Raw genomic sequence first — 19,225 nt, forward strand, 5'->3', positions numbered from 1 at the left:
GCCGCGTCAAAACCACACAAAAAACCACAAATTTGATTAAAATATAAGCAACACAGCAGAGAAAATGATTCCTTGCTTGACTGTGTTGCCAAATTAATGTTTTCTGTATTTAAACGCTGCTCAATATCACAAATTTTAATGAATCTTGTCGCATGAGAAGATGAATTTGCTAAGGTGATGTCAGTGTTAACCAATACCCTGCGGCTGCATTAATTATTCAAATCACAGCGGCCGCAATGCTTTCCCTGGTGTTGGCGCAGTATTCGCGCACCCCGGCCTCGGCTGGGGTCATTTTTTTCCGGGATATGACTGACCCTGCTCTGCCACCCAGTCGCGCAATACCTGCACATCGTGTCGCCACTCATGCTTCAGATCGTCAATCCATTCAACAACGTTGTCCCACCACGCCGGTAATTCAGGACTCTGAATCTGTTTCGCCAGCATCTGCAAACGCTGCAGCCCGACCGAACCCGCCGCCCCTTTAATCTTGTGCCCCTCTTCAGCAATGCCTTTCTGATCGCGCGCCATCAGATTCGATTCCAGCACAGCAAGATAGTCCGGCATCATCTTTTCAAACATCGTCAGGCTTTGGGTAATCAGGCCCGGACCAACCAGCTCGATATACTGTTCGAGCATCGCCACATCCAGCAGCATCCGGGTTTTGTCGTCGCTGGCATCTGCGGTTTCCTCTTCCGAATCTGCCTGATAATCCCAGTATTTTTTGATCATTGCGGTCAGGGCCGGCACTGCCAGCGGTTTGCTCAGAACATCATCCATTCCCGCATCGAAATACTCTTTTTTGTCTTTAAGCACGTTGGCGGTCAGCGCAACCAGCGGTGGCAGATGCGTTCCCTGATACTGCTGGCGAATCGCACGCGAGACATCCAGTCCGGTCATATCGGGCAGTTGAATATCCAGCAGCACCAGATCAAACTCCAGTGGGTCGAACATCGCCAGCGCTTCGCTACCGGTCATGGCGACTTCGACGCTGCAACCCAGCTTCTCAAGCACCGAGCGCGCCACAATCACATTCAGCTCAATATCTTCCACCAGCAGCACGTGCAGCGCCGGGAGTGGCAGGCTGTCGTCCAGGCCTTCATCTTCCACCTCTTCAGCAATGCGTGGCGCTTTGATCTCAACCGTGAAGCATGATCCCTGTCCTGGTGCGCTGTGTACGCGGATGTCACCGCCCATCGCCTGCGCCAGACGACGTGAAACCGCCAGCCCGATACCGGTGCCGGTCGCCGGTTTACCGCCATGCTGATCTTTGACCTGATAGTACATCGCAAAGATCTTATCCTGCTCCTCCTGACGAATACCCATACCGGAGTCCTGCACCTCAAAGCGCAGCGTTTCGTCCTGCTCATAGACTACCCGCACCACGATTTCGCCCTGCTGAGTGAACTTCACGGCGTTACCAATCAGGTTCCACAGAATCTGACGCAGACGCGTTCCGTCCGTCGAAATCATATGCGGCAGCGGCAGTTGCGGCGCAAGCACAAACTTCAGCCCTTTTGGCTGGGCCAGCAGGCCGGAAAGATTTTCCAGATCGGCGAGGAAACCGGTAAAGTCGAGGGGCTGATTATCCAGCTGCACTTTGCGGCGCTCGATTTTGTCCACCTCAATCACATCATTAAAGATGTTGCCCAGCGTGATGGCAGAGACGTGGATGGTCTTCAGATATTTCAGCTGTTCCTGGTTAAGGTCGGTATCCAGCAGAATGCGACTCAGGCCGACAATGCCATTAAGCGGCGTACGAAGCTCGTGGCTGATCGTAGAGATAAAGGTGGTCTTCTCCCGGCTGGCGTTCTCTAGCGCGTCCTGATAGCGCTTACGCTCCGTTATATCGCGACCAAAACCCATCAGTCCGCTGCGCTTACCGACGCGGTCGTAATAAGGCACTTTACGGATCTCGAAACAGGCTTTGCGCCCGTCGGGATATTGCAGCCACTGTTCATAGGTCAGCGAGACGTTATGACGGAACACTTTCTCGTCCGTTTCCAGCACCTTCGTTGCCGCTTCATCGTCGTAGATATCGCGTGGCGTCAGGCCAATCAGCTGTTTTTCGCTTTTACCGGTCAGCAGTTCCATCGCGCGATTACAGCCGGAGAACTGCTTATCAATGTTGCGATAGAAAACCAGGTCAGGCGAAGCATCCAGGAAGGAGCGCAGGAAGGAGGATTGCTGCTCCAGTTCAATCTGTGCCTGCTCGCGACGCGTCACCTCTTCACGCAACTTGTCCATCACCTGTTCGCGAGCCAGCTCCGCCTTCTTACGATCGCTGATCTCCTGATTCAGCTGCGTGATGGTCTCTTTCATCTGCTGGTTCAGTTCCAGGTCGCGGGTTCGCATCTCTTCCAGCTTATCCACCAGCCGTGCCAGCCGTTGACGCGACTCCTCCAGCTGATCGACCACCACCGACAGAAAATAGACCGCCCAGGGCGTTATCAGCAACCCGAAGAAGACCGAACGCACCACGTCAATGCTCTCGACATGACCCCGCAGTACCATCGTAACCGCCATCTGGACAATCATCGCCAGCACCACCAGCGCAGATGCCAGCAGCAGCGAGAACCTCACCAGTCCAAGCTTGACCATTAAATCAACGTAGTACTGCGCCAACAGACGAATTTGTTTCATAACAACTCCCTGGAAGAGAAACAGCCTCATAATAGCGCAGTTAGCCTGCTGACGTCCCGGCACGTCGCGTGAAGATACGGGATCAAATGCGCTTTTATGGTGCATTCGCATAGCCGATCGGCGACGTTAAGGACAAAGGGCTTAAAACCCTTGACTGATTGTGCCAAATGAATAATCTATAATGCCGCCAGCGACTCAGTGATTTCTCTGCATGGCCTGTTTTCAATATCCTGGCAACGTCCCGTTGCGCAGGCACACCTTGTTTACATGCATACTCATTCAACTTAAATGCTATTTTAAGCACGCCCGTGTTGATTAATTTTTCTTATAACTAACCACTGTTTGATTCAAATAGCCGGACATAAGAAAAACAGATACATGCTATGCATCAACGGTTCTGAACAGCATTTAATGCTGTCTAACACCCTGTCACCAGCATGGTGCAGAGATCTGACGCCTGCACTACAGTGAGTCAGTTCACATTTATGGGCCGATCGCCAGGCTACAGAGTGATACATTTTAAACCTTAAAAACCCATTAATTCATAAACTTAATCACATAAAACACCTATTTACCTTGTCTGACCGCCCTATTTGACCTGATTACGCTTTCCCGATAAGTTGGAAATCCGCTGAAAGCTTTCCAGACGGGCCATTGTCTCGGCATATCTATGCAACAAGAAGACTCCCGCGCGGTTTAAGTCATCTCCTTTAAGAGACCGGAAATCAGAGAGCAGCTCAATTAAGGACGTTTTATCGATGTCTGGAGAGAAATGCTCAGGGCTATGACGCGCGCTCGACAGAGCATGGCGATGAAAATGATGTTGCGCCCCGTTGCGCTCAGACCCTGAAACAGTGCAAGTAATGTCAAAGCAGTTAAGGAGACCCTCAATGTCCACTAAAAAACCTCAATCCTATGGCTTGTATGATCCGACAGCAGGCAGTGACAGCTGTGGTGTAGGTTTCATTACGCGCAAGGACGGCGAGCAGACCCACGAAATTCTGCAGATGGCGCATAGCGCCCTGTGCACGGTACCTCACCGCGGCGGTATGTCAGCGGAAGGCGTTGGCGACGGCGCGGGGGTCAACGTTGACCTTTCCCTGCACTTCTTCCGCAAGATTACCGGCCAGCCGCTGGAAGCAGGCCGCTTTGGCGTCGGCAACTTCTTTGTGCCGAAAGATGCTGCGCTGCGCGCGAATGCTGAACGTCTGGTAGATGAGACACTCAGCAGCTTTGGCCTGCCGGTGATCATGAAGCGTGACATGCCGCTCGACAGCAGCGTGACCCGTCCGGCCGCCGTACAGTTTCAGTTACCGATTCTGCAGTGGATTTTCACTGCGCCACAGGACGTGGTTGACCAGAACGACTTCGAACAACGCATCTACCGCGCCCTGTTAACGATTGAAGCCCGCGCGTTTACCGAAAGTGAATTTGGTGGCCTCTATCCGCTGTCGCTGTCGTCGCGTACCCAGGTGTTTAAAGCTCGTCTGAACTCCAATGAAGTGATCCCCTACTTCAAAGATCTGACCGATCCTGATCATCAGGTGCGCGGGCTGTTTTTCCATACCCGCTTCTCCACCAACACCGATCCGCATACCACGATGGCCCAGCCGTTTCGCCTGATGGCACATAACGGTGAGCTGAACACGGACCGTAAAAACCGCATCGCTGAGTCCGCGCTGGCACTGGCCCGTGGCAAGAAAATCGTGCGGCCGAAAGGTCAGTCCGACAGCTCACGTCTGGATCAGAGTATCCACAGCCGTCTGATGGAAGATAATCTCGATCTCATCACCGCCGTGGTTTCAATGATGCCGCCCGCCTGGGAAAACGACAGTTCACTGCCAGCAGAAGTGCGTGACATGCTGGAGTATTTCTCTCTTTATGAAGAGAAAAACGACGGGCCGGCGGCATTAATCTTCGGCAACGGCGAAGTAATTGGTGCCCGCCTTGACCGTCTTGGCCTGCGTCCACTGCGTTCAGTTGAAACGGCGGAGTATATTGGGGCGATGTCAGAAGCCGGCCAGATCGCCTTCCCACCGGAAAGCGTGTTGCGTCGTGGCCGTATCGAAGCAGGCGGCATGCTCTATTTCGATCATCGTGAAAAACGCAGCTACACCACGCTGCAGGCGCTGGAAAAACTGGCTGCAGAGAAAGATTATTCGGCGCTGCTGCGTGAAGCCCGCGTCGGTCTTGACGATCTGCCTGAGATCCCGGCTGAACAGCAGGGTTCACCACTTCGTTATCGCGGCGATCTGAAAACCTATCAGCGCTTTGTGGCTTACTACTACAACCAGGAAAGCTTCAAGTTCATGATGGACCCGATGCTGAATACCGGCGCAGAGAAAATCTCCGCGATGGGTTACGGTAACGCCATTAACGGTTTATCCGATCATGAAGGCGGCATGGCGCACTACTTCTCTCAGCGCTTTGCTCAGGTGACCAACCCACCGCTGGACTCAATCCGCGAAGTGGATGGCATGACGCTGCGTGTCGCGCTGGGTGCGAAACCCCATCTGGGCCGCAGCAAGGGGCGTCAGATTGTGGTACCGACCCCCATCCTCAGCCATCTTGATATGCTGCGTTTGCGCGAGCAGACCATCGCCCCTTATGCGCGCTTTGAAATGCTCTATGAGCCGGTAATCGGCAAAGATCTGCTGAGCACCACCGCGAACGCCAATGCGCTGGAAAAAGCGATTGATGACCTGGCGCAACAGGTAGTGGATTTTGCCCGTGCACAGGGTGGCATCGCCGTGCTTACCGATCGTCACATCTCGTCAACGCACGCCGCAATCCCGATGCTGCTGGTGGTTTCTGCCATCAACCAGCGCCTGGTGCAGGAAGGTCTGCGTCTGGATGTTTCTCTGGTGGTGGAAAGCGGCCAGAGCATCTCCTCGCATCACATAGCTGCCACCCTCGGCTTCGGAGCTTCCGCTATCTATCCACTGGGTGTACAGATGCGTGCAGAGGAGAAATTTGGTGAAGGTGAAGAAGGTAACAAAGCCTTTAAGCGCTATGCCAAAGCCGCTGAAAAAGCCCTGATGAAAACCATGGGCAAAGTCGGTCTCTGTACCGTTGAGAGTTACAGCAGCGGTGAATTCTTTGAGCCTAACTTCCTCAACACTGATGATCCGGTGCTGAAAAAGTATTTCCCGAATATCAAAACCCCGGTGGGTGGCGCAGGCTTTGCAGCCATCGCGGCAATGGCCGTTGACTGGCATCAGAGCGCGCTGAAGATTCAGGGCGAGTCTGAAGTGCCGTTGCTGGGCCTGTTCAAAGAGCGTGCCGAAGGCGCTGGTCACTCCTACGGTACCATCGCCGTGCGCACCTTCATCGACATGACTGAAGAGCCGATTCGCTTTGCCGACAAAGCGCGCGAAGAGGACAACTTCATCCGTCTGATGACGCTGGCAAAACTGGATAACGCCTTTGGCATCAAGCCAGAGACGTTTAAGGACAGCAGCTTCGAGCGCATTCCGGATGACGTGATCAACAACTTTGCGATTACGGCCGATTACCGCCAGTTCTCAAGTCTGATGTATGAAGAGCGTAAACGTCGCCCGGCGGCCCTGCGCGACATCCTGACCTTCCCGGCTGACCTGACCCACATCGACAGCGAAGCGGAGTTCCGCCGTAAGCTTGGGCGCTACTCACTGACCAACAACGGCTTTGCTATTCGCGGCATGGAGTGTGAAGCGGTAGATGGCAGCCTGAATCACTTTATGCTGCGTCTGACCGATGCGATTGAGGGGCTGAAGCCAGAGAGTGAACGTTTGCAGAACCTGTCCCGCGCCCTGAAATCCCGCTTCGGCGACGATATCGAGAGCAGCGACGTGGTCACTGGCGGTCTGAAAGTGACGGCGTACGGTAAAGCGGCAGATTATCTGTCACGTATTTTTACTACCCTGCCCTCACTGCCGCTAAGTGAAGTGCAGCCAGCCTGTGAAATTACCCGTACCTTTGCTTCCGGGGCAATGAGCCATGGTGCACTGGTCGCCCCGGCTCATGAAGCGGTCGCACACGGCACCAACATGGTCGGCGGCATGAGTAACTGCGGTGAAGGCGGCGAGCATTATTCCCGTCACGGTACCATCCGTGCCTCCCGTATCAAACAGCTGGCTTCGGGGCGTTTCGGCGTCTGGGCTGCCTATCTGGCGGATCCGATGCTGGAAGAGCTGGAGATCAAAATTGGTCAGGGTGCGAAACCTGGCGAAGGCGGTCAGTTACCGGCGGCCAAAGTGACCGTCGAGATTGCTGCGGCCCGTGGCGGTACGCCTGGCGTTGAACTGGTCTCGCCGCCGCCGCATCACGATACCTACTCCATCGAAGATCTCGCGCAGCTGATCCACGACTGCAAAGCGGCGCGGGTACGCGTTATCGTCAAACTGGTCTCCTCTGAAGGGATCGGCACCATCGCGGTTGGCGTAGCCAAAGCCGGTGCAGACGTGATTAACGTCGCGGGAAACACCGGCGGTACCGGCGCTGCCTCGGTGACCAGCCTGAAATATACCGGACGCGTGGCGGAAATCGGCATCGCTGAAGTCCATCAGGCGCTATGCGCTAATGGCCTGCGCGATAAAGTGCAGCTGCGCTGCTCTGGCGCGCAGCAGACCGGCAGCGACGTGGTGAAATCTGCTCTGCTGGGCGGTGACAGTTTTGAGTTCGGTACGACGGCGCTGATGATGCTGAAATGCGTGATGGCGAAAAACTGCAACGTTAAGTGCCCTGCTGGTTTAACCACTAATGCCGAAGCCTTTGATGGCGATCCGCGTCAGCTGGCACAGTACTTCCTCAATGTGGCACATGAAGTGCGTGAGATTCTGGCTCGCATGGGCCTGCGTTCCCTGCGTGAGGCTCGAGGTCGCTCTGACCTGCTGCACCTGATGGATCATCCACTGGAAGTCGGCAAACTCGACTTACGCGCCATGCTGACCGTGGTACCTGAGCTGAAAATCGACAAGCCGGTTTATCTGGAAAAAGATTTTGAGCTGGATGACGGCTGGGTTGAGCAGCTGAAATCAGCGCTGGTCGATCAGGCCAATACCGACGTCGCACTGGGCAACGGCATCGTGCTGAACAACCGCAACAAAAGTGTGGGCGGCCAGTTAGCGATCGACATTGAACGCATGCTGAACCATGAACTGAGTGCGGCGCAGTTGCAGGCGATGCCTGCGGTGATGACCGACGATCGCGGCCGCCGTTATCTGGCCCCTGAGAGCGTAAAAATTTCCACCACCGGTTCTGCTGGTCAGTCATTTGGCGCGTTCTGCAACGATGGCATGCAGCTGGCCCACTACGGCACCTGTAATGATGGCGTCGGCAAGGGACAGTGTGGCGGTGAGCTGATTGTCATGTCGCCGGGCGGCGGCGCGCAGGATGGCGACGGCAACGTGCTGATTGGTAACTTTGCGCTGTTCGGCGCAACTGGCGGACGTCTATTCGTGCAGGGTCAGGCCGGTGATCGCTTCGCGGTGCGTAACTCAGGCGCAACGGCCGTGGTTGAAGGCGTCGGTGACTTCTGCTGCGAATACATGACTAACGGTGCCATTCTTAACCTGGGCACCTTTGGTAAAGGATTTGGCAACGGCATGAGCGGCGGCTTTGCTTACCAGTACGATCCGTATGGATCGCTGGCCAGTCACGCTGCCGGTGATTCAGTGCGGTTCGGCTCGATTGCCGATCAGGATGAGATGGCGCAGGTTCACAAGCAGGCAGTGCTGACCATGCTGAACTGGCATCTGGAAGCGACCAAATCGCCGCGTGCCGCCTGGCTGCTGGAGAACTGGGAAACCGAGTGTCACCACTTTGTTTACGTGATGCCGCGCTCGCTGCTGCTCTATCAGGATGGCGGCGAGATCCTCAAAGCCAAGAGCCGTAAAGATCTGCTCGAAGAGCTGTCGACAGCACTGGCAGGCCATCAGGTAGCGAAATTCAAAGCCGCGTGGCGTCAGGGTAAAACCATCGCCAACGGTGCCGTCCCGGCTTATGGCGCAACCGATACGCAGGAGATGTTTGTCCTGCTGAACAACTACACCGTGCTGAGTTTTGCCCAGCAGCTGGCACTGGCGAAGTTGCCGAAAGGTACACCTGTTGAAGATGCGGCGGTGGAAAAAGCGGTGCGTAATCTGCTGATGACTGAAGACTTTTCGCTGGTGAGCAAGCTGCAGCGTCATGCCCGTTCGGCCATCGAGAGTTACAGCGATGACGAACTGGCGAGTCTGATCGGTACCAAACGCATGTCAGATTACAAAGCGGCGCTGACGCAACGTAACATCCGCTCCATGGACAGTCTGGCGACCTACGGCTGGATCATGTATCAGGATGCCTGTAACCGGGAAGTGCTGGGCCACCTGCCTGACTTTGAAGAGCTGTTTGCACGTGCGGCATTGCCGGAAATCGCCGCTGCGGTGGGTAAACTCTCCTGACAGTGATACTGATCAGGCTGAACTGAATATTATTAATTGATCATTGCCCGGATTAATCGTTGTACCGGACAGAGGCTGAACCGCTTTCCCATGCTGCACACGCTGCGGCGCGGGGAGGCGGAACCGCTTTCAGACCGGGGAACGCCACTGATATCGGGCGAGAACGGGATTGAGTAAAAGTACCCATGAAAATTCCTTATATTCCAGAAGATGCACCTTTTAATGGCGATCAGAAGTACTGGCTGGCTGGCTTTCTCGCGGGGCTTCACTCCCGTTTGCTGGTATTAGAAGACAAGCAGCAACCTGCCGCGGGTACAGGCGCAGCCGCGACCACGCAATTGCATATTCTTTACGGCTCCCAGACCGGCAATGCCGAAGCGCTGGCGCAGACTGCTGCAAAATCTGCCCGTGCGAAAGGCCTGGTGCCGGTGGTGCAGGCGCTGGGCGATGTCGATCTCGACGTGTTTGCCACCATGCGTCATGTGCTGATCGTCACCTCGACCTATGGTGAAGGTGAGATGCCGGACAACGCACAGCTGTTCTGGGATGCGATCTCTGCCAGTACCGCACCGCGTCTGGAGCAGATGCATTTCGCCGTACTGGCGATTGGCGATACCGGCTACGATGGCTTCTGTCAGGCAGGCAAGTTCATTGATATGCGCCTTGAGCAGTTGGGTGCGAAACGCGTGGTTGATCGTATCGATTGTGATATCGACTACGAAGAACCTTCCAGCGAGTGGCTGAACAGCTCAATGCCACAGTTTGCCGCCAGCGCAGGCAGCAGCGGCACTGTGCTGGAGAGCGCGCCTGAAGCGCCAGTCATCCCAGGCAGTAACAAATCGAATCCGTATGCCGCCGCGCTGATCACTAACAAGCGTTTGTCAGGCGAGCAGTCAGCCAAAGATATTCGTCATTTCGAATTCGACCTGTCGGACAGCGGCCTGAAGTATGAAGCGGGCGATGCGCTGGGCGTGATTCCGGTCAACGAGCCGTCACTGGTCAGCCTGCTGCTGACGCAGCTTAATGCTGATTACCAGACACCAGTACCTGGCTTTGACCGCAGCCTCGGCGACCTGCTGACCTATCAGTTTGAAATCTCTGAGCCGTCACGCAAGTTAATCGAATGGGTTGGGCAGAACACGACCAATCAGGAACTGCGTCATGTCTTACAGCATGATGATAAAGATGCACTGGGCGTCTGGCTGTGGGGCAAAGATACCCTCGACCTGCTGCAGCTTGAGCTGACACGCACGCTGGCGGTGCCTGAGTTTGTTGCCCTGCTGCGCCCGCTGCAGCATCGTGCTTACTCTATTTCATCCAGTTCTAAAGCACACCCTAACCAGGTACATCTGACCGTTGCCTCGGTGCGTTATCACAGTGGCGGCCGTAATCGCGGTGGCGTCTGCTCGACCTATCTGGCCGAGCGCGTGCGTCGTGGTGAGAAGCCCGCCATCTTTATCTCACCCAATAAAGCATTCCGCGTCCCTGCCAATAACAGCGCACCGTTGATCATGGTGGGACCGGGTACTGGTATCGCCCCATTCCGTGCCTTCCTGCAGGAGCGCCAGGCAACCGGCGCGCAGGGCAAAAACTGGCTGTTCTTCGGCGATCAGCATCAGGAACATGATTTTATCTATCAGGATGAGCTGCTGGCCTGGCGGGATAACGGCTTGCTGACCCGTCTGGATCTGGCGTTCTCGCGCGATCAGGAGAAGAAGATCTACGTACAGAGCCGGATGCTGGAACAGGGCGCAGAGCTTTATGCATGGCTGCAGGAAGGAGCGTACTTCTACGTCTGTGGTGATGCCTCACGTATGGCGAAGGATGTGGATAATGCGCTGTATGAAGTGGTTCGTCAGTTTGGTGGTCTCTCTACCGAACGTGCTGCGGACTATGTCGATCAGCTGAAGAAAGAGAAACGCTACCTGCGCGACGTTTACTGATTGCGAAGGTCTGCTGATAAAAATCCGGCTTGCGCAGGCAGCCGGATTTTTTTATGGCTGACAGGCAAAAAAATACCCGTCGCATGGACGGGTATTCACGATTATGTCACGGCTATTTCACGACGCGCAGTGAAGGTCGTCCACCACGTGGCGGTGGATCGTCATCAGGCGGCGTCTCGTCATCGCTGGCATCGTCAGGACGATCGCCATCAATCACCGACATCATAGTCTCTTCCTGACCCTCTGACGCCTCATGCGTGCCCAGCTCGTAAGCCGGTTCCGGTTCAAACATCGTTCCGGCACCGTTTTCACGTGCATAGATCGCCAGAATCGCTGCCATCGGCACGTTAACCTGGCGAGGAACGCCACCAAAGCGGGCGTTGAACGACACCTGATCATTGGCCAGGTCAAGGTTACCGACAGCACGTGGCGCAATGTTCAGGACAATCTGACCATCACGCGCATACTCCAGCGGCACCTGCACACCCGGCAGATTAATGTCGACCACCAGATGCGGCGTCAGCTGGTTGTCGAGCAACCAGTCATAGAAGGCGCGCAGCAGATAGGGACGACGTGCAGTAAGTTGCGACATTTCCATACGTTAAGCCCGGGCTTGCAGGCGCATTTCACGTTCAGCTTCAGTCAATGAAGCAAGGAAAGAGTCACGCTCAAATACACGGTTCATGTAACCTTTCAGCTCTTTTGAACCCGAGCCGATCAGATCGATGCCCATTGACGGCAGACGCCATAACAGCGGCGCCAGGTAGCAATCGACCAGACTGAACTCTTCGCTCATGAAGTAAGGCGTACGGCCAAACAGTGGCGCGATGGCCAGCAGCTCTTCACGCAGTTGCTTGCGTGCGGCTTCGGCTTCCTGGCCCGTGCTGTTCTCGACTTTCCGCATCAGGCTGTACCAGTCCTGCTCGATGCGATGCATCATCAGTCGGCTGTCACCACGGGCAACCGGATAAACCGGCATCAGTGGCGGATGCGGGAAGCGCTCATCCAGATATTCCATGATGATGCGTGATTCATACAGCGTCAGCTCACGATCTACCAGCGTTGGTACCGTGCGATACGGATTGAGGTCAATCAGATCCTGCGGCAGGTTATCCATTTCGACCTGCTCGATCTCTACGCTGACACCCTTCTCCGCCAGGACAATACGTACCTGATGGCTGAAAATGTCAGTAGGACCAGAAAACAGCGTCATTACCGAACGTTTGTTGGCAGCGACAGCCATGAAAACCTCCAAGTTTGTTCACAAAAAGATACTGCGAATAGCCAACCACACGGCGATTCACCAGCTTATCGAACTCGCACGCAACCTGGTTAGCCGCGTCACAGATACTGACGCCCCGACAGTGGGAAGGCGCATAACGCACCGGCCTGCGGGCGCAAAGTGACACAGAGTTTACCAGATTTTAGGCTGCTTGTGGGCGAGTAATAAATCTTTGCAGGTAAATTGAGCGCGACGTTACGGTTTTCGCGGGAAGTCGTGGGAAGGCAGAAAATAAAAAACCCGCCGAAGCGGGTTTTTTGAGCCAATTGCCACAGCCGGAGCTGCAAACAATTAACGCTTGGAGAACTGAGGACGACGACGTGCTTTACGCAGGCCGACTTTCTTACGTTCAACCTGACGCGCATCACGAGTAACGAAGCCTGCTTTACGCAGTTCGCCACGCAGTGATTCGTCGTATTCCATCAGAGCGCGGGTGATACCGTGACGGATCGCACCAGCCTGACCAGAAATACCGCCACCTTTAACAGTGACATAGAGATCGAATTTACCAACCAGGTCCAGCAGCTCAAGCGGCTGACGAACTACCATGCGGGCAGTTTCGCGACCGAAGTACTGTTCCAGAGAACGTTGGTTAATTACGATGTTACCGCTACCCGGCTTAATGAATACGCGAGCGGTAGAGCTTTTGCGGCGACCAGTGCCGTAGTTTTGAGTTTCAGCCATTGCCTTTAATCCCGATTAAATGTCAAGAACTTGCGGTTGCTGTGCCGCATGGGTGTGCTCGTTGCCTGCGTAAACTTTCAGTTTACGGTACATAGCACGACCCAGCGGGCCCTTCGGCAGCATGCCTTTAACCGCGATCTCAATCACACGCTCAGGACGGCGAGCAATCATCTCTTCAAAGGTCGCCTGTTTGATACCACCGATGTGACCAGTGTGGTGATAGTAGATCTTGTCAGTACGCTTGTTGCCGGTTACAGCAACTTTTTCTGCGTTCAGAACGATGATGTAATCACCCGTATCAACGTGCGGAGTATATTCCGCTTTATGCTTACCACGCAGACGGCGCGCCAGTTCAGTCGCCAGGCGACCCAAAGTTTTGCCCGTTGCGTCAACTACAAACCAGTCACGTTGGACGGTTTCTGGTTTAGCTGTAAAAGTTTTCATCGAAAAGCTTACCCAAATTAAGTTACACGTTGGTGAAATCCCAAACGCTTAAGTAAACGAATGAGGCTCACACGACCATTTTGACCAGCAAGCCACCCCTTCGGATAGAGTTACTGGAACACAGAGGATTTGGGAAAAAAATCCTTTGCTGTAACGTGGGGTCGCAAGATTATAGAGAAGTCGGTTACAAAAATCGAACCCTATTTCGGTATTTATCCTGTTTATTCTCACGGCAGGTGTGGCAAACGCAGATACTCTTCGCTCTGCATCTCCTGAAGTCGCGATAAACAGCGCTGGTATTCAAATTTCAGTCGCGTGCCCTGATAAATCTCGGTCAGGGACGTTTCTGCCGCGACCACCAGCTTCACATGACGTTCATAGAACTCATCGACCAGCGCCAGGAAACGGCGCGCCTGATCTTCGGTTTTATAAATCATCACCGGCACGTCATACAGCAGCACGCTGTGAAAACGGCGCGACAGCGCAATGTAGTCATGCTGGCTGCGGCCCTCTCCACACAGGGTCGTGAAATTAATCGCCAGTACGCCTTCGCTAACGCCCAGCGTCGGCATCTGGCGATGATTAATTTCCAGAACCGGTGCCGCTTCAGGCTGACTGCCTGACAGTGCTTTGAACATCCGGCCCATCTCGGCATGCGTCTCTGCGTTGAGCGGGAAGTTCCACAGATGTGCGGAGGTCAGCGTGCGTAACCGGTAGTCGATACCCGCATCCACATTCATCACATCACAGTGCCGTTTTATCTGCTCAATAGCAGGCAGGAAGCGCGCACGCTGCAAACCATTGCGATAAAGATCGTCCGGCGGAATGTTCGAGGTGGCGACCAGCGCAATACCGCGTTCAAACAGCGCTTCCATCAGCGTGCCCAGCAGCATTGCATCGGTGATATCGGAGACAAAAAACTCATCAAAACAGAGGATGTCGGTTTCGGCTTTGAATTTGTCCGCCACGATCAGCAACGGATCGCTCTGGCCCTGAAGCTGTGTCAGTTCTTCGTGCACCCGCAGCATAAAGCGGTGGAAGTGCAGGCGCAGTTTGCGATCGCCAGGAATAGACTGAAAAAAGAGATCCATAACCCAGGTCTTACCGCGACCGACACCGCCCCACATATAGAGCCCACGTACCGGTTGTACCGTTTCGTTTTTCTCTTTGCCAATCAATTTAGAGAGGCGCCCCAACAGGCCGGATGAGGAAGGCGCGGCGGATTGTTGCCGGGCAACCAGCGCCTGCTGCAGCGCGTCTAAACGGGTAATCGCTTCACGTTGTACGTCATCGGGCCTGAATTCGCCCTGCGACAGCGCCTGCTCATAGCGTGCAAGCGGAGTTGAGGTTTGCATTATTGTTTCAAAGTCCCTGAATGGTGTCTGATTGATACCACGGTTGCTGAAAAAAAGGCCGTTCTACACTAAGCCATGCTGCTCCGGAGTTCCACATCCATAAGATTAACGGGTATAGTGACTATTATTGAAATGGTGCAACGCCCTACGGAACAATGGAAAAAACACGGGAGTCATTATGACCTGGGAATACGGGCTAATTGGTTTAGTGGTAGGTATTATTGTCGGCGCAGTCGCCATGCGTTTTGGCAACAAAAAGCTGCGTGAGCAACGCAGCATGCAGTACGAGCTGGAAAAATCGAAAGCGGAGCTGGCTGATTATCGCGAAGAGCTGACCAACCACTTCGCACAGAGTGCGGAGCTGCTGGACAACATGGCGCGTGACTATCGACAGCTCTATCAGCATATGGCAAAAGGCTCGAATGACCTGCTGCCAAATCTGCCTGGCCAGAAAAATCCGTTTGCCTATCAGCTGACTGAAGCTGAAGCGGACAACGATCAGGTGCCGGTGCAGATGCCGCGCGACTACTCTGAAGGCGCATCCGGTTTACTGCGTGGCGAGCGCCCTGCCCGCGACTAATCTTTTTGGGGCGCAGCCTGTCTGCGCCCGCTGTTTTTGCGAACCCTGACCGCAAACGACTGTCACACTCATTAATTCTTCCCACCTTTTGCAGCGAGAGCGTTGTAGCAATGAAAAAACAAGCACGCCTGTTTAGCGCATTAGCCCTGAGTATTGGGATGAGCCTTGCCGCCGCACCAGACGCGATGGCAACGCTACCAGCACAAATTGCGGGCCAGCCGCTGCCAAGTCTGGCACCGATGCTGGAAAAAGTGTTACCTGCCGTGGTCAGTGTTCACGTTGAAGGCACTGATTCGGGTGCACAGGCTCAGGATATTCCTGAACCCCTGAAGCGTTTTTTCGGCCAGATGCCTGGCGGAAATAGTCAGCCACAGCCGTTTGAAGGCTTAGGTTCTGGCGTCATCATTGATGCCGCGAAAGGTTACGTGCTGACCAACAATCACGTGGTCAACGGTGCGGATAAGATCAACGTACAGCTTGGCGACGGCAGCGAATATGAAGCCAAACTAATCGGCCATGATGAGCAGACCGATATCGCGCTGATTCAGATTCAGGGCGCTAAAAACCTCACGCAGGTGAAAGTCGCGGACTCTGACCAGCTGAAAGTGGGTGATTTCGCCGTGGCGATCGGTAACCCGTTTGGTCTGGGGCAGACCGCCACCTCCGGGATTATTTCTGCGCTGGGCCGCAGCGGCCTGAACCTGGAAGGGCTGGAAAACTTTATTCAGACCGATGCTGCGATCAACCGTGGCAACTCAGGCGGTGCGCTGGTCAACCTTAACGGTGAGCTGATCGGTATCAACACTGCGATTCTGGCCTCAAGCGGCGGTAACATCGGTATCGGCTTTGCTATCCCGAGTGATATGGCGATGAACCTCGCGCAGCAGCTGATTAAATTTGGTGAAGTGAAGCGCGGTCAGCTCGGCATCAAAGGCACTGAAATGACAGCCGATATGGCTAAAGCATTCAATGTCGATGCACAGCGCGGCGCCTTTGTCTCTGAAGTCTTACCGCAATCTGCCGCGCAGAAAGCGGGCGTGAAGTCAGGCGATATCATTACGTCGATCAACGATAAGCCGATTACCAGCTTCGCTGAGTTACGCGTCAAAGTGGGCACCACGCCGCCAGGCGAGCAGGTTAAACTTGGCCTGCTGCGCGAAGGTAAGCCGCTAACCGTTACCGTCACGCTGGAACAGAGCGCCCAGAGTACCGCCAGCGCTCAGCTGATGTCACCTGCACTTCAGGGCGCAACCCTGAGTGATGGACAGACCAAAACCGGTGATAAAGGCGTGAAGGTCGATACCATCGAAAAAGGTACGCCAGCCGAACAGGTTGGCCTGCAGAAAGATGATGTGATTATCGGCGTTAACCGCAATCGTGTTCAGACGATTGCAGAAATGCGTAAAATTCTGGAAGGAAAACCGCCGGTACTGGCACTGAATGTGGTGCGCGGCGATGAAAGTATCTATCTGTTGTTGAGATAAACCTCGCATTACGGCGGACACAAGCGCGTGTGTGTCCGCCGCTCTCATGTTATTCTCCCCTGCGATCTCCCCTGGCGTGATTTAACACCATGTTTCTTAAACTTTTGCGTGCCGTGGTGCTGGGCCTGATTGTGGCGGGTATTTTGCTCGCAGCACTGCCTGCACTGCGTATGGGCAGCGACGCCCTCTATAACCACGACAATATTACCGACGAAACGCCCTTTAGCTTCAATCAGGGGGTGCGCCGCGCCGTGCCTGCCGTTGTGAACGTTTACAACCGCAGCGCCCACGGCAACAACAATCGTGGCATCACCACCCTGGGCTCAGGGGTGATCATGAATACAAAAGGCTACATCCTTACCAACAAGCATGTGATCAACAATGCCGATCAGATTATCGTGGCATTGCAGGATGGCCGCTTCTTTGAAGCGACGCTGGTGGGTTCCGATGGCATGACCGATCTGGCCGTACTGAAGATTACGGCTTCTGGCCTGCCTGTTATCCCGATTAATCCCAACCGGCAGCCGCATATCGGCGATGTGGTAATGGCAATCGGTAACCCCTATAACCTCGGTCAGACGGTAACGCAGGGCATTATCAGCGCCACAGGCCGCGTAGGCCTGAGTTCGTCAGGCCGGCAGAACTTCCTGCAGACCGATGCCTCAATCAATCAGGGTAACTCCGGCGGTGCGCTGATTAACTCACTCGGCGAGCTGATGGGCATTAACACCCTGACGTTTGATAAGAGCAATGATGGTGAAACCCCGGAAGGGATTGGCTTCGCCATTCCAACCGTCTTAGCCTCAAAAATCATGGACAAGCTGATTCGTGATGGCCGGGTGATCCGCGGCTATATCGGCATTACCGGGCGTGAGTTACCGCCGCTGCATGGACAGGGCAGCAATCTGGATCGGGTTCAGGGCATTATTGTCAGCGTGGTCACGCCAGATGGGCCAGCGGATAAAGCCGGGATTCAGGCCAACGATGTGCTGCTCAGCGTTAATGGCAAGCCGGCCATCTCCGCGCAGGAGACCATGGATCAGGTGGCAGAAATTCGTCCGGGTTCAGTAATTGATGTGCAGGTGCTGCGAAACGATCAGAAGCTGACGCTGCCGGTCACCATTCAGGAGTTTCCTGACAGCAGCAGCTGATTGGCGGGGTTTTAGACTATCAGCAATGCCTTAGCCTGACGGGCAGGGGTGGCCCATCTGAAGAGCAAAGCGTCCGAGCCAGGATGGCGAGGCCGACCTGCAGGGATGCAGGATTCCTTTGCGGTCAGATGGGCCATCCCTGCCCTTTTCACCCGGACTTTTAGCAACGATCCACCGGAAACGCGATCACTTCACTCAATGACTCCGCTTTCAACGCCAGCATGATCAGGCGATCAATACCCAGCGCGACCCCGGAACAGGCTGGCATACCATGCGCCAGCGCATCCAGCAGATAAGTATCAATAGGATGCACAGGCAGGCCGCGCGCCGCACGGCGGCGGTTATCCTGCTCAAAGCGCTGACGCTGCTCACGGCTGTCGGTCAGTTCACGGAAACCGTTCGCCAGCTCAATGCCCTTGTAATAGACCTCGAAACGTTCAGCCACACGGTGATCTTCCGTACTGATCTCCGCCAGTGCCGCCTGGCTGGCCGGGAAGTGATAAACGAAGCAGGGTTTATCCTGACCAATCTTTGGTTCCACACCCAGCATAAACAGCAGCATCAGCAAGGTATCGCGATCCTCTTCTGCGCGCGCCAGCTCGCCTTCACCCAGCTTTTCAGCAGCTTCTCGCAACTGCGCTTTATCCGCTGACAGCGGATCCAGCTCCAGATGGCGGATAAATGCCTGCTGATAAGAGAGCGACTCGGCGCTGTCACACTCCAGCACCTGCTGCATCAGATCATCGACTTCGTTCATCAGACGGTACATATCGTAATGCGGCCGGTACCACTCCAGCATGGTAAATTCGGGGTTGTGGTGACGCCCCGCCTCTTCATTGCGGAAGCTGCGCGCCATCTGGTAGATCGGGCCACTGCCCGCCGCCAGCAGGCGTTTCATATGATATTCCGGGCTGGTCATCAGCCAGAGATCGCGACCCTGCGCTGCACCAGGCCCGACAAAACGCGTCTGGAACGGCACCAGATGGATATCGGTAATCGTTGCCTGGCTCATCGCCGGCGTATCGACTTCCAGCACGCCGCGATCGGCAAAGAAACGACGCACTTCGGCTAAAATAGCGGCGCGTTTTAACAAATTGGCGATGGGTGCGCTTGGTTGCCAGCTTGCCGTTTCGCTCATGGTGATGACTCCTGATACAAATTAGGGGGGGAAGTCTACCTGCAATGCCTGCGGCAAACAATCTCGTGCCCGTGCTGCCAAAAACAGCGTTTCGGCTTCTAT

Annotated in this window: 12 protein-coding genes; 5 read left to right on the forward strand and 7 right to left on the reverse strand. The window is 54.8% G+C overall.

The window, feature by feature from the left end:
• Positions 1 to 288: 288 nt before the first annotated feature.
• Positions 289 to 2,640, reverse strand: coding sequence for an aerobic respiration two-component sensor histidine kinase ArcB (gene arcB, locus K6R05_RS16815; protein ID WP_222924697.1), 2,352 nt, complete (start codon positions 2,638 to 2,640; stop codon positions 289 to 291).
• Between the two features lie 890 nt (positions 2,641 to 3,530).
• Here arcB and K6R05_RS16820 point away from each other — a divergent pair.
• A complete protein-coding gene (locus tag K6R05_RS16820; protein ID WP_222924698.1) occupies positions 3,531 to 9,062 on the forward strand; it encodes a glutamate synthase-related protein in 5,532 nt (1,843 codons plus the stop codon).
• A gap of 185 nt (positions 9,063 to 9,247) precedes the next feature.
• A complete protein-coding gene (locus tag K6R05_RS16825) occupies positions 9,248 to 11,005 on the forward strand; it encodes a sulfite reductase subunit alpha (RefSeq protein ID WP_222924699.1) in 1,758 nt (585 codons plus the stop codon).
• 112 nt (positions 11,006 to 11,117) lie between these two features.
• Here K6R05_RS16825 and sspB read toward each other — a convergent pair whose 3' ends face one another.
• The 5 genes from sspB to zapE form a co-directional block, all read right to left on the reverse strand.
• Entirely contained in the window at positions 11,118 to 11,603 is a 486-nt protein-coding gene (sspB, locus tag K6R05_RS16830; RefSeq protein ID WP_010251939.1) for a ClpXP protease specificity-enhancing factor, read from the reverse strand.
• 3 nt (positions 11,604 to 11,606) lie between these two features.
• Complete coding sequence (sspA, locus tag K6R05_RS16835) at positions 11,607 to 12,248, reverse strand: stringent starvation protein SspA (protein WP_003851135.1); 642 nt, start codon at positions 12,246 to 12,248, stop codon at positions 11,607 to 11,609.
• A gap of 330 nt (positions 12,249 to 12,578) precedes the next feature.
• Complete coding sequence (gene rpsI / locus K6R05_RS16840) at positions 12,579 to 12,971, reverse strand: 30S ribosomal protein S9 (protein WP_008925401.1); 393 nt, start codon at positions 12,969 to 12,971, stop codon at positions 12,579 to 12,581.
• 15 nt (positions 12,972 to 12,986) lie between these two features.
• Positions 12,987 to 13,415, reverse strand: a complete 429-nt coding sequence (gene rplM / locus K6R05_RS16845) for a 50S ribosomal protein L13 (protein WP_008925400.1) — start codon at positions 13,413 to 13,415, stop codon at positions 12,987 to 12,989.
• Positions 13,416 to 13,642: 227 nt separating this feature from the next.
• Positions 13,643 to 14,770, reverse strand: coding sequence for a cell division protein ZapE (gene zapE / locus K6R05_RS16850; protein ID WP_161731776.1), 1,128 nt, complete (start codon positions 14,768 to 14,770; stop codon positions 13,643 to 13,645).
• A 178-nt stretch (positions 14,771 to 14,948) separates the two neighbouring features.
• On the opposite strand from zapE, the gene zapG reads away from it, so the two are divergent.
• From zapG to degS, 3 genes are all read left to right on the forward strand, one after another.
• A complete protein-coding gene (gene zapG, locus K6R05_RS16855; RefSeq protein WP_003848291.1) occupies positions 14,949 to 15,350 on the forward strand; it encodes a Z-ring associated protein ZapG in 402 nt (133 codons plus the stop codon).
• A 110-nt stretch (positions 15,351 to 15,460) separates the two neighbouring features.
• On the forward strand, positions 15,461 to 16,834 hold the full coding sequence (gene degQ, locus K6R05_RS16860) for a serine endoprotease DegQ (RefSeq protein WP_010251960.1): 1,374 nt from the start codon (positions 15,461 to 15,463) through the stop codon (positions 16,832 to 16,834).
• Between the two features lie 89 nt (positions 16,835 to 16,923).
• Entirely contained in the window at positions 16,924 to 17,985 is a 1,062-nt protein-coding gene (gene degS / locus K6R05_RS16865; RefSeq protein ID WP_161731774.1) for an outer membrane-stress sensor serine endopeptidase DegS, read from the forward strand.
• A gap of 160 nt (positions 17,986 to 18,145) precedes the next feature.
• Here the strand turns inward: degS and epmA are convergent, their stop codons facing one another.
• Positions 18,146 to 19,123: an elongation factor P--(R)-beta-lysine ligase gene (gene epmA / locus K6R05_RS16870; RefSeq protein WP_161731772.1), complete on the reverse strand. Its 978-nt coding sequence runs from the start codon at positions 19,121 to 19,123 to the stop codon at positions 18,146 to 18,148.
• Positions 19,124 to 19,225 lie beyond the last annotated feature (102 nt).

The sequence above is a fragment of the Pantoea alfalfae genome (assembly GCF_019880205.1).
Classification (GTDB): domain Bacteria; phylum Pseudomonadota; class Gammaproteobacteria; order Enterobacterales; family Enterobacteriaceae; genus Pantoea; species Pantoea alfalfae.